This is a genomic window from Vibrio sp. 10N.222.52.C12 (genome assembly GCF_041474215.1).
GTDB lineage: Bacteria > Pseudomonadota > Gammaproteobacteria > Enterobacterales > Vibrionaceae > Vibrio > Vibrio crassostreae_C.
The window spans coordinates 1-12,663 of sequence record NZ_JBFRTR010000111.1 but is presented as its reverse complement, the minus strand read 5'-3'; the positions used below and the strand labels follow the sequence as shown (position 1 = coordinate 12,663).

10 protein-coding genes are annotated in these 12,663 nt (G+C 41.9%); 4 read left to right on the top strand and 6 right to left on the bottom strand.

The window, feature by feature from the left end; translation table 11 throughout:
- Positions 1-43 precede the first annotated feature (43 nt).
- Positions 44-802: an oligogalacturonate-specific porin KdgM family protein gene (locus AB4623_RS19185; RefSeq protein ID WP_114633649.1), complete on the bottom strand. Its 759-nt coding sequence runs from the start codon at positions 800-802 to the stop codon at positions 44-46.
- 537 nt (positions 803-1,339) lie between these two features.
- Between AB4623_RS19185 and AB4623_RS19180 the strand changes: the two genes are divergently transcribed.
- Positions 1,340-2,377 carry a polysaccharide lyase family 7 protein gene (locus AB4623_RS19180; protein WP_372147176.1) on the top strand — a complete coding sequence of 346 codons (1,038 nt, stop codon included), beginning with the start codon at positions 1,340-1,342 and terminating at the stop codon, positions 2,375-2,377.
- Between the two features lie 258 nt (positions 2,378-2,635).
- Here the strand turns inward: AB4623_RS19180 and AB4623_RS19175 are convergent, their stop codons facing one another.
- From AB4623_RS19175 to AB4623_RS19165, 3 genes are all read right to left on the bottom strand, one after another.
- Positions 2,636-4,003: an MATE family efflux transporter gene (locus tag AB4623_RS19175; protein WP_080582237.1), complete on the bottom strand. Its 1,368-nt coding sequence runs from the start codon at positions 4,001-4,003 to the stop codon at positions 2,636-2,638.
- Positions 4,004-4,151: 148 nt separating this feature from the next.
- The gene (locus tag AB4623_RS19170) at positions 4,152-4,874 is read right to left on the bottom strand and encodes a FadR/GntR family transcriptional regulator (protein ID WP_017063624.1); all 723 of its coding nucleotides are present in this window, start codon (positions 4,872-4,874) and stop codon (positions 4,152-4,154) included.
- Between the two features lie 174 nt (positions 4,875-5,048).
- The gene (locus AB4623_RS19165; protein ID WP_372111537.1) at positions 5,049-5,825 is read right to left on the bottom strand and encodes an SDR family NAD(P)-dependent oxidoreductase; all 777 of its coding nucleotides are present in this window, start codon (positions 5,823-5,825) and stop codon (positions 5,049-5,051) included.
- Positions 5,826-6,167: 342 nt separating this feature from the next.
- Here AB4623_RS19165 and AB4623_RS19160 point away from each other — a divergent pair, with 342 nt between their 5' ends.
- The 3 genes from AB4623_RS19160 (at position 6,168) to AB4623_RS19150 (ending at position 9,742) form a co-directional block, all read left to right on the top strand.
- Positions 6,168-6,887, top strand: a complete 720-nt coding sequence (locus AB4623_RS19160; protein ID WP_010438385.1) for a FadR/GntR family transcriptional regulator — start codon at positions 6,168-6,170, stop codon at positions 6,885-6,887.
- 276 nt (positions 6,888-7,163) lie between these two features.
- The gene (locus AB4623_RS19155) at positions 7,164-9,026 is read left to right on the top strand and encodes a DUF294 nucleotidyltransferase-like domain-containing protein (RefSeq protein WP_017061466.1); all 1,863 of its coding nucleotides are present in this window, start codon (positions 7,164-7,166) and stop codon (positions 9,024-9,026) included.
- Entirely contained in the window at positions 9,026-9,742 is a 717-nt protein-coding gene (locus AB4623_RS19150; RefSeq protein ID WP_010438390.1) for a 3'-5' exonuclease, read from the top strand. The genes AB4623_RS19155 and AB4623_RS19150 overlap by 1 nt, the downstream gene beginning before the upstream one ends.
- A 140-nt stretch (positions 9,743-9,882) precedes the next feature.
- Here the strand turns inward: AB4623_RS19150 and AB4623_RS19145 are convergent, their stop codons facing one another.
- Together AB4623_RS19145 and AB4623_RS19140 are read right to left on the bottom strand one after the other, a co-directional pair.
- A complete protein-coding gene (locus AB4623_RS19145) occupies positions 9,883-10,596 on the bottom strand; it encodes an oligogalacturonate-specific porin KdgM family protein (protein ID WP_010438391.1) in 714 nt (237 codons plus the stop codon).
- Between the two features lie 1,281 nt (positions 10,597-11,877).
- Positions 11,878-12,489, bottom strand: a complete 612-nt coding sequence (locus tag AB4623_RS19140; protein WP_372147174.1) for a toxin-antitoxin system YwqK family antitoxin — start codon at positions 12,487-12,489, stop codon at positions 11,878-11,880.
- Between the last annotated feature and the right edge of the window lie 174 nt (positions 12,490-12,663).

The following is a 12,663-nucleotide window of genomic DNA, read 5'->3' as shown; positions in this document are numbered from 1 at the left end:
AAAGCCGCGATGAACCTTTTTAAAGAATGGATAGTCACCATGTTTAAAATGAGTATGTAACACCAACGCGTGTTTTTAACTGACGTTCATTCTCTTCCGCTGAGCCGTAATCTGATGTCCAAAATTCAACATAAGGTCTTAGGTTATCGAATTTATAGCCGATTTTTACACCTAAATCCCATTCCCAATCTTCACCATTCGCTTTGACTTGATCTTCGTAGCTTTTGACGTAGTTCGCCTCATAACTTAATTGAAGGTTTTTTAAATCTTCGTCTTGGAATTTATAAGCGCCAGTCAATGTAAATTTACCTTGCTGAACAGTCTCACCAGCTAATGCTATTTTGTCGCCGTTAACTTTTGTGAGAGAACTGCTTGAACTGTCTGTGTAGTTTTGGAATTCATGACGGTAACGAAGAGCCGTTGTTAGACCGAAGTCAGCTTTATACCCAACACGAAACTGTGGTTTAAATGTTGTTTTTTCATCGCCGAACGTAATAGGCATACCTGGCTGCAAATACCACTTTTCATCTAACGCATAACGAACACCCCAATCAAACTCAGAATCTCCGCGTTCCAATTGGTTATATATATCGCCTTCTGCATTTGGAGCGAACTTTTGTTCAACGCTAAAATATAGCTTTGTCTCGTCTGCTATTTTCGTACTTCCGCCAATTTTAATACGATGCGCGTATTTATCGTCTTCATGCTTATGTTCTGCACGGTAATCAAGAGTTGCGCCAGTCGCTGTGCCTGCAAGAAGAGTTGTAGCAACAATTGCAGCAATTTTTGTAACAGAGTTCATACCTTTGTCTCACTATTATTTTTTATTTTGGATACATCCAATATACCCGTGGCTCACAAACCAATACCTTACATGGTATTAAATTAATGTATGACAAATATGGTATTTATTATTGAGTCAGATTTCTGTGAGATCTATCAAAAAGTTCTGACTAATGGCCCAAATATATAGCTAAATGTTATGAATATCTCAATTTAGGGCTTGTGTATTAAATCAATCATGACGTACTTCTCATATTCACAAACCTTAGAAACTCACTTTTTTGCATGTGTTAAAATAATACAAATATTAAGTGTTTCTATATGTTAATAATGATGATTTTAACCATCGTGGCTTAAACATAGGGAGCATGTTGAGAGGCATAAATATAAACCATAGCCAGATGTTTAATAAAAGTTACAAAATGGCTAAATGTAAATTCTATTTATCGGTTGGCTTATTTAAGTCGAAGAGAAAATATTTAGTACTAATTCGTGTTCAAAAGTGGTTTCTGTACTGAGTGTGTACTCGGTATCTGTTAACAATAAAGGATGAGTCATGTTTAAGAAAAACATATTAGCAGTGGCGCTATTAGCGACTGTACCAATGGTTACTTTCGCAAATAACGGTGTTTCTTACCCCGTACCTGCCGATAAATTCGATATGCATAATTGGAAAATAACCATACCTTCAGATATTAATGAAGATGGTCGTGTTGATGAAATAGAAGGGGTAGCCATGATAAGCTACTCACATAGTGATTTCTTCCATCTTGATAAAGACGGCAACCTTGTATTTGAAGTGCAGAACCAAGCGATTACGACGAAAAACTCGAAGAATGCGCGTTCTGAATTACGACAAATGCCAAGAGGCGCAGATTTCTCTATCGATACGGCTGATAAAGGAAACCAGTGGGCACTGTCGAGTCACCCAGCGGCTAGTGAATACAGTGCTGTTGGCGGAACATTAGAAGCGACATTAAAAGTTAATCACGTCTCAGTTAACGCTAAGTTCCCAGAAAAGTACCCAGCTCACTCGGTGGTTGTTGGTCAGATTCACGCTAAAAAACATAATGAGCTAATCAAAGCTGGAACCGGTTATGGGCATGGTAATGAACCACTAAAGATCTTCTATAAGAAGTTTCCTGACCAAGAAATGGGTTCAGTATTCTGGAACTATGAACGTAACCTAGAGAAAAAAGATCCTAACCGTGCCGATATCGCTTATCCAGTGTGGGGTAACACGTGGGAAAACCCTGCAGAGCCGGGTGAAGCGGGTATTGCTCTTGGTGAAGAGTTTAGTTACAAAGTGGAAGTGAAAGGCACCATGATGTACCTAACGTTTGAAACCGAGCGTCACGATACCGTTAAGTATGAAATCGACCTGAGTAAGGGCATCGATGAACTTGATTCACCAACGGGTTATGCTGAAGATGATTTTTACTACAAAGCGGGCGCATACGGCCAATGTAGCGTGAGCGATTCTCACCCTGTATGGGGACCTGGTTGTGGCGGTACTGGCGATTTCGCTATCGATAAAAAGAATGGCGATTACAACAGTGTGACTTTCTCAGCGCTTAAGTTGAACGGTAAATAGCACATAGCATAACCAATAGGCTAGCTAGACGCAGTCCTTAAGGAATATTTTCGAAGACCACTTAACCGAATGTTGAGTGGTCTTTTTGTTTTATATGAGTTTTAAGATGACCTTGGTATTAATGTGACCTTGGTATCAATGAGGGTGTGCTGAAGCCTACCAATGAATGGTACAGCTAAAACAATACAACCTTGTCAAAAGACAAGGTTGTATTCAGAACGCGTGGGAAGATTTTAGGACGGCAACTCGATACGGAGTTTAGTCATACATCAACTCTTTAGCTTTGTCGGCATCAAACTCTTTAAGAGACTTTCGAGCCAAATGACGGAATGGGAAAGCTTTAACGACTTCTTCGAATGGTTGGATAGCGAAAGCCCAAAAGATAGAACCGTCTAATCCAAAGATGATCAATGCACACAATGGAATTGAAATTACCCATTGACCAGTAAAGTTGATTTTGAAGACTGCGGTCGTTTTTCCTAGTGCTCTTAATACATTCCCATGAACCGTGTTGTAGCCACGGACAATCGGCAAGAAGATGTAGAGTGGGGCGATAACGGCCAATGCTTGATAGGTAGACTCATCCAAGTTCGGGTAAATGTCACCAATAACCAGACTTAATCCTGCGAACAAGATTGCACACACAAAAGAAATGACGACCGCAATATCAATACTGGTATCGACGTTTTTGACTAGGTCATCCATCTTTTTAGAGCCAATCGCTTGGCTGATAGTAATTGCGGAAGAGTGAGCCCAAGCGGTAATAAATTGAGAGACAGCCCTGATCCAAGGCATCACCAAAGTAATCGCTACGTAAGCGTTGATGTTAAGTTGCGAATACAACAATTGATATATCGTTGCGCCAATCAAAAGCATGGTCACGTTCGCTGCTACAGGGAATATTTCGATAAAGTGACGGCGAACGTTGGTAAAGAATTCAGAGCGCTGAGCGTCTAATTTGAGTGAAATCGCTGAGCTTAAATGCACGCACAAAACCAAATACAGCAAGCGGATCGTTATTGCAATAATGCTGCCTAATGCAGCGCCTTGTACTCCAATCCCTTCAAAATTAGAAAAACCATGAATCAGCACATATGAGAGTACAGCATTGATAGGCAGTTCAATTAAGTAACCTTTGAATGGGACTTTAGTTCTGCCTAGCGCATTAAATAAAGCAATGATCACCTGCGTTAACGCGGTAAAAATAACGATGTATTTCGAGATGTCTAGATAGCGGCTGATTTCTAAGTGAAGGGAAGCGTCATCTGTTAAAGCTTGAATCAAGGGTTGTTCGAAAAAAGTAAGTAGAAGCCAAAATAGTGTTGCTACGCCAAGGTTGATAAATAACCCTGCCCAAAATGCTTTAGATAATGATGCGGCGATGCCAGAGCCCACTGCGCGGCTTAATACTAACTGAGTACCGTTTGCCAGCGCCATTTGAATTCCCAGTACAAAGGCAACGATAGTCGTCGCAATCCCCATTGCAGCTAAAGGGATTTCACCAAGAGGAGAGACAAGCAGTGTGTCGATCATCAACATCGACTGCATCAAGATACCGTTTAAGGCGAGGGGCCAGGCGAGAGAGAAATTTTTCCTTACGTACGATTGTGAAGACACAAACAACACCTTATGTGTATAACCGTAAGCTTTCTCTGAGGTGGCGGAGTAGAGCGTTTAAAGAAGAAAACACTACGGTAGTTGATGGTTAAAAAATGGGTGCTAAAACAAGACTGACTTGTGTCTTTGAAAAACAAGTCAGTTTGGTTAATCTCGGTTATGCGATGGCTAATTCAACCCTAGAGAGCTTTTGGTTCTCATCGTCTAGCAGGACTTGAGAAGCAATTCGAGCTTGCTTGGCATCGCCAGACATTATTGCGTCGTAAATCGCTTTGTGTTCTTCTAAACAGAAGCGACCGCCTTCAGCGGAGTGGTCGATAAACTGCTTGAAGATAGTCGACAGAATGTTCGCGAATGGAATGTAAAATTGATTACCTGTCGATAAGAAAATCGTTTGGTGAAACAGGTGATCGTTGGTCGTCCACTCTTCATAATCGAAGCTATTTGCTGCGATGGTCATTTTCTGGAAAAGAATCGAAAGCTCTTTGCGTTGCTCTACAGTTGCATTGGTTGCAGCGAGCGCACACGCTTCCGGGTCAATCGCTTTTCTTAAGCCTAAAAATTGAGACAAGAAGGGTTTAGTATCTTCTAAATCTTGGATCCAGTACAGCAATTGCGGGTCCAAGAAGTGCCACTGTGTTCTCGGTTTGATACGAGTGCCCACTTTTGGCTTCGACTCGATTAAACCTTTTGCCGAAAGTAGCTTAGTTGATTCTCGAAGGGCAGTTCTGCTCACTCCAAAGATTTCGCACAGCTCCATTTCGCTGGGTAACTTTTGATTTTCTTCTAACTCGCCTGACAAGATCTTGCGAGCAATTTGTCTCGCCACTTGAACATGAATTCGGCGGCTTGAATCTTCCACCAATGTAAATATTGACATTTAAACCACCTGAAATTGAAACTTTGAAAACACTAAAAGCCAGACGAATCTGGTGTTTAGTGTCAGTGTATACGTCGAATTTGGTGTGAGGTTTTCCCTCATCTACTCGGGTCTGTTAACCTTATATAGTGTGGCGAACTTAAATCGCTGAGTGAGCTTATATAAACCAGCTAACTAGGGCGTTATTTGTCCGCCGTTAACATCTAGGATTTGACCTGTGATGTAACCGCTGCAAGCGTGCGATGCAAAGAAAGCGAATGAAGGGGCAACTTCATCAATATGGCCAAAGCGTCCCATTGGAATGTTGTTAGCAATGGTCGCTTTCAAATCGTCGCTCTTGCCATCGTGAAATGCGGTGTCGATAGTGCCCGGTGAAACAATGTTGAAACGGATATTGTCTTTAGCAAATTCTTTTACCCAGTTCCGATGGATATCGTGTAACCAAGCTTTCGATGCGGCATATACACCAGCACCCACACCACCACCTTCACGAGCGGCAATCGAACCCGTGCTAATCACACAAGATGTTTGCCCGGACTCAGCAGCAGAGGCGCGTAAGTGCGGGATAGAGAACTTGGTTGTCATCAGCGCAGAGCGAACATTAAGGTTCATTACGCGCTCATAAAACTCATCATCGATATTTTCTAGATTGGCGCGACCACCAAGGCCACCGGCGTTGTTAATCAACACGTCCATGCCACCAAAATGATCAGTGAACTCTTTGACTAACCTTTCGCACTCTAATGTGTCCATTAGGTTTGCAGGAAAAAAGGCAACATCGCCACCCAGTGCGGTAAGTTCAGATAGAACGTCATCAACTTTTGGGCTAGAAGCACGACTATTGATACCAATTTTTGCACCATACTTTGCGAAAATACGTGCTGTAGCTAAGCCCATACCTGCAGTAGAGCCAGTAATTAGAATGCGTTTGCCTTTTAAATCGTTAAACATCACAGTCGCCTATATTGTAGATCATTCGCGTTAATAAATCATACAATAACACTTGCAGTATTCAAGGATAGTCATCTCAAAACTGATCATCAACGACATAAATAGTGAGAGTAAGAGTCGTTTTGTGAGTTTGCGCATACAAAAAACGGTGTAAATAAGAACCATTTGTATGAATAAATGTTTTTAATTAGTTTGATGAACTAAATACTTATAATATTCATAAAATCTTCGCTAGCCTATATCATTCGTGACCTCACGTTATTCTTATACTTAGTTGGTGCAGATATAAATCAGTGCTATAGTCCGAGTTAAATAATACATATCTAATAAGTAAGTAGACACATGGCTGGCTCTTTCAATTCGATTTCAGGCTCTAAGCGAAGCCTTCATGTGCAAGTTGCACGTGAAATCGCACGTGGTATTTTGTCGGGCAATTTGCCTCAAGGCTCTATCATTCCTGGTGAAATGGCTCTGTGTGAGCAATTTGGAATTAGTAGGACTGCATTAAGAGAAGCGGTTAAGCTTCTTACTTCAAAAGGCCTACTAGAATCTCGACCAAAGATCGGTACTCGTGTTGTTGACCGTGCGTTCTGGAACTTTTTAGACCCGCAATTGATCGAATGGATGGATGGTTTGGCAGATACAGACCAATTCTGTCATCAGTTTTTGGGCTTACGTCGCGCGATTGAACCAGAAGCATGTGCATTGGCTGCTCAGTTCGCGAGCGCTGAACAACGCATTGAACTGTCGGGCATTTTCCAACAGATGGTAGAAATATCAGGTGCTGAAGAGTTTAACCAAGACAGTTGGCTAGATATTGATATGAAATTCCATAGCCTCATCTTCAATGCAACAGGTAATGACTTTTACCTTCCATTTGGCAATATCTTAACGACAATGTTTGTTAACTTTATTTCTCATTCTTCAGAAGAGGGAAGTACGTGTATTAATGAACACCGTCAAATTTATGAAGCAATCATGGCGGGTAACAGTGATAAAGCACGCCAAGCTTCTGCAAGTCATCTATTAGATACTAACCACAGATTGCCAGTAGCAAGCTAGCTTAGTGTTTTGGGTGAGGTTTCAACTCTAAGGTCTTAGCCGTTTCTATCGAGCGTTGCTCTGGATACCTAGTGGAGTCAACCTAAAATTGCTGTTACTACAGACAGTTATCTATTGAAAGCACGTTTAATACGTGCTTTTTTTACATCCAAAATTGATGAAAACTTGACCGATGTCCAATATTTAGTCTTATGTGCGTTGTTTTGCTAAAACCGCTAGTAACCAGCATTGTTAGTTATATAATAATACTAATCAAATTAATGCGAGTGTGATTATATGCCTCAGTCTCTATTGCCAAATATTCTTCAGTTCATCGGTCAGATAGACCCTTTCGATAAGATCCCTAAAGAAGCGCTTCGTGACCTCGCTTTTAATGTTCAGATTACCTATCTAGCCAAAGGGGATGTCGTCGATCTATGCGAGTCAGGAAAAGAAAAGTCGCTCTATATCATTCGAACAGGATCTATGGAGCAAAGAAAATCGGACGGTGTGCTTCGTGCCCGTCTAGGCAGTGAAGATTTGTTTGGCTTTACGTTCTTAGATTCTGAAGTCAACGACGAAAAAGGCTATAGAGCTGTCGCAATCGAAAACACCTTACTTTATGTGATTCCACACTCGGCACTTCAAACGCTTTTCAAAGCCTTTCCAAGTTGCGCAGAACACTTTGCTTCACAGGCGCAGGTTCGCTTGAAGTCGGCACTGGATGTGGTCTGGTCGAATAAAGAGAAAGGCCTGTTCATTCGTAAAGTTGAGGAAGTGGCAAGCGGGCAGGTGGCAATTGTTAAGTCTGAGCAAACCATCCAGTCGGTTGCGGTTGAAATGCTTCATCAACGCTCACCGTGTGCCGTGATCTATGAAGGTGAAACCATTGTTGGTTTGATCACCGACCGAGACATGACTAAGCGAGTGATTGCCCACGGCGTGAGTACTGATAGCCTGATCTCAGAGGTAATGACGCACTCTCCACTTACTGTAAAACCGGATGATCTGGTGCTGCATGCGGCCTCTATCATGATGCAATTTAATATCCGTAACTTGCCCGTTGTGAAAGAGAATAAGGTCGTTGGTCTTCTTACTACGTCTCATTTGGTTCAAAACCACCGTGTTCAAGCGATATTCTTGATCGAGAAAATCAAATACGCGGGCAGCGTGAAAACCATGTCTTCGTTCACCTCAGAGCGACAAGCTATTTTTGAAGCGCTGGTGGAAGGTAAAGTGGCGCCTGAAACCGTCGGCAAGGTAATGACCATGATTATGGACGCCTACACCCGTCGATTGATTCAAATAGCGATTGATAAGTTAGGCCCACCACCGTGTGATTTCTCTTGGATCGTAGCCGGATCGCACGCACGTAATGAAGTGCACATGTTGTCGGACCAAGACAGCGCGATTGTTCTTGCTGACGATGCAACCGACAGTGACCGTATTTACTTCAAACACTTAGCGATGATGGTGACCAACGGCTTAGCAAGCTGTCACTACCCATTATGTCCAGGTAAATTCATGGCTGCGACGCCAAAATGGTGTCAGCCACTCAGTGTATGGAAGCACTACTACAAGAAGTGGGTGGCTAACCCAGAGTACGAACGCTTGCTTAATATCAGTGTGTTCCTAGAAATTCGTACTATCTACGGCAACAGTGAGTTCGAAGGTATTCTGCGCGATGAGCTGCATAGCAATATTCGCGGTAACCGTGAGTTTTTAAGCACGCTAGTGAAAGACGCGGTCAATACCAACCCGCCACTTGGCATCTTCAATAGCTTAGTGCTAGAGAAGTCAGGTGAGAATAAGAAAACGTTGAACGTGAAGAAGTACGCGATCAACTTGATTATCGACTTAGCGCGTATTTATGGCCTTGCTGTGGAGTGCGATTTGTCGGCGACTGACGAACGTTTCGCTGCTGCCAATGAAAAAGGCATGCTGAGCGACGATGCATTCAAGAACATTCTGGGTGCTTACCAGTTCATTCTCTCTTTCCGTTTTGGCCATCAACTTGAAGCGCTGAAGAACGGGGATGTGCCTGACAACAACATCAACCCAGATAGCTTTGGTAGCTTTGAGCGTAAACACTTGAAAGATGCCTTTAGGATCATTGCTGACCTTCAAGAAGCGGCGAAAATTCGTTTTGGAGCGCGCTAATGAGAGCATTGTTAAATTATTTTCATCCGCTTGAGCGAGTCAAGCGCAAGCGAAAGCAATACCTAAATACGGTTAAACTGCCTGAAGCATTACACGATCTTGTTGAACAGCCGTGTCCAGAGATGGCGGATTTGGCTAAAGATAGTGAGTATATTGTGTTAGATCTTGAAACGACGGGCTTAGACAGTGAACAAGATCTGATTTTATCGATGGGGTGGGTTGATGTGGTTAAGGGGCGAATTGATTTGGCATCTGCCAAACACATCTATCTTAACAACGACTCTCAGATCAACGCAGAAACCGCGGTTATTAATCACATTACGCCGCAAATGTTGGAAGAGGGCGCGTCAATTCATGATGCCATGCTGACCTTTTTTGAAGCCGCAAAAGGTAAAATCATTGTTGCGCACGCTTGTGTTGTAGAAGAGAAGTTCATTAGTCAATATCTACTTCGATGTTACGGATTGAGAACGGTGCCTTTGCTTTGGTTAGATACATTGTGTATTGAAAAATCTATGGAGAAAGCGATCAGTAATCATGAAGAGGTAGATTTAACTTTGGCAGGCACACGTGACAGGTATGGTCTTCCTGAGTATAACAGCCACAATGCGTTAGCTGATGCAGTTTCAACAGCGGAGCTATTTTTGGCTCAACAGAAACGAGTGGTTCCGAATGATGAAGTGACACTATCATTTTTATATAGGATCAGTCACTAGGGAAGCCATTTGTTCCCTTATTTGAATCATTGTTGACTGAACTGATTTGAAAGCATAAAAGCCAGCGATTATGCTGGCTTTTGTTTGGGTCTTAGAAAATTAGGCAGTTATCATCTTAGACTTTTCATATAGGGAACAGCTTAGAAGCTGTAAGTAATACCTACACGGCTACGTAGTTGACGGCTTGAGTCACACACCGTATCACTTGTACATTGAACGTTGCCAAATTCTACGTATGGGCGCCAGCTCCAATCTGCTTCTTTGTAGCCGATCTTCATGTTGTAGTCCCACTCGTACTCGCCGTTGTTACCCATTTTCCATTCGTCATTAAAGAAATCTTCTTTGTAGTTTGCTTCAAAGCCAAACTGCCAAGCGTTCCAGTTGTAATCGATATTACCCGTAATTTTACCGGCATTTAATGAGTCGTGTTGCTTACCATCAAGGCCTGTTGAAGTTTTACCTGATGCATAATTGCGGAACTCATGGCGGTAACGAAGTTTCGTTGTTACACCTGAATCAAATTTGTATTGAACACGTACTTGCGGTTTGTAAGTTACCGCTTCATCACCGAAAGTAATCGGCATTGAAGTTGTTACACGCCAGTTGTTATCGAATTTGAAGTGGTAGCCGTATTCAAATTCGTTATCACCACGTTGAAGTTCGCTTAGGTTACCCTTGTGCTTCATTTCTACGCCGTAGTAATGATTACCTGTGCTACCACCAATTTTCACTCGACCAGCCCATTCTTCCGAATCGTGCTTGTACTCTTCACGAAAATCTAGTGATGCCGCAGACACGCTGCCTGCAAAAAGAGTTGCTAATACTGCAAGCGTTACTTTATTCGTTTTTATCATTTTATTGTTTCCACTGTATCTAAATAAAAAATGGTTAATAAAGGACCAACGTTGAGCCCTTTGTTGTATTGGGATTAAAGTTTTGGGTAAAGTCGTTCTACGTCGCGCTGAGCCCATATTTCCGCTAAGTTCTTTTTCATTGTGAACTTGCTAAAGTCTGTCTAAGTTGCCAGTTTCACCATTCAGGGTTTTCCCTAGCAACGCCGGCTTTTAGGTAAAGCGGAGTTATACGCTCAATGCGATGACGTTTGTTTTCGTGTGTAGGGTTACTCTTTCTTTTGAATTAAAATACTACAAATATGCTAGCGATTAGAATGGTGAGGTTCTGTGAATTAGATCGTGTTGTCATGATAAAACCACTATTTACAAAGGGTTACAAAGTTAGGGTTTGAATTAAGCCTTTGTTTTTTAATGGTTTTTTTTCAGGTTATGTTGATTTTCTGAGTTTTGTCTATCAATAAATGTGCGCTACAGCAAAAAATTGAATCTTTAGTTGTCATTTTTATTTGTAATACATTATTATTTACTAACTTTATGTGGCAACTCATATCGTCAGTACGTTAAACAGGTGCACATGCATCTGTATGGTTTTAGGTAGTGATTCTGTCGGTTAGTTTTAAGTGACTACCGACGTGAATGGATGAACTTATGGTTCATAGCTGCATTGGGATGATGGTTTTAAGGCTAAGGCTTTGTTTAAAAGCGAAGATAGTCTAAAAGTTAACATACCCAAAAGTACGATGTATTTGCCGTGAGGGGATAAAAAGCCTCAATCAAAAAAGGTTTGAAGTGTAGTAGGCAAGGCAGTTACACAGCCTGCTATAGAGATCGGAGTTAGAACGATTGGATATAGTCGCTCTAAACTGATGAAAAAGAAGAAATCGTTGAAGTGCTTGTAAGAGCATTTTGATTATTGCTCCCAACTATTCTAATTATAACTTCTGCTTTCCTTTAGAAAGGTAGGAGATGGTAGTGAAGATCTACCTTTGCGCTCATGTTGATACAGGCAACATGAGCGTTTTTTTATTTGAAATTTGAGTAGAGAGTCGTGTGCGGCTCAATAAGCGTGTAAACCGCGGCTTAAGAATAGGCTTTTAGGTTGATGACAACACGCTCAAGTGAGTCTGTTACAGCATCAAAGCCACGAACATTCACGCTTAATCACATGAATGTTCGTTTCCCTTCTCTTCTCTTGTCTCTTAGTTGCAGACGTGTAGCTGCAAACTTTAACAGCAGGCGTTTAGTTATATCAAAGAGCTCCGTGAGAGCTGTTCTTGAGGCTTAGCTTTCTGTAGGCATCCACACCTGTTTAGAGGTGACTTTGTGATCTTTAAAGGTCAGTTCTTCAACTTTGTCACCGTTAGTATTCCAGCGAGTAAGTTTTCCGTTCGCGACTTCACCTTCATCAAACTTCGCTTGGCTGGCCTTATTACCGTTCGGGTAGTAGTCCGTTACCAATCCATCTTTTTGTCCGTCGCTGTATTCAGCTGTCAAGCTTTGTTCCCCATTGGGATACCAGCGAGAGGCGGTGCCTGATAGTTCATTGTCTTTATAATTGAGTTCTGATTTTTTCTGTCCGTTTGGATACCAGGTTTCAGCTTTGCCTTGCAGTTCACCTTTTACGTAATTCACTTTAGAAGCGACTTGGCCATTCGGATACCAGTTAGTTTCTAGCCCAAGTTCTAAGCCATCGGCAAACTGAGCTTGGGTCGCGACTTGGCCGTTATCGAACTTCTCTTCAAATTGACCAGTGAAAGGTTTTGAATGGTTTACTTGGTAAGCCACGCCTTTACGCATCTGTAAGTAGTCAACAGCATCTTCACGCGGTGTTGCTGCATAGCTCATAGAAGATACCGTACTAAGAGCAATTAAGATTGGAACGTATTTCTTCATAATGACACCTTTTTATTGGACGGGGAAAGTGTAACGGGTGTGTTAAAAGCATTTCACTTCCGTGTATCCCTGTCAGTATCTAATAGTGGTTTTCAAGTTTTCATTATTGGCTGCCTAATATAGGGAACTTTTAAAAGCAAATTATCGATCTTATTTGTACTACAAATATATTGG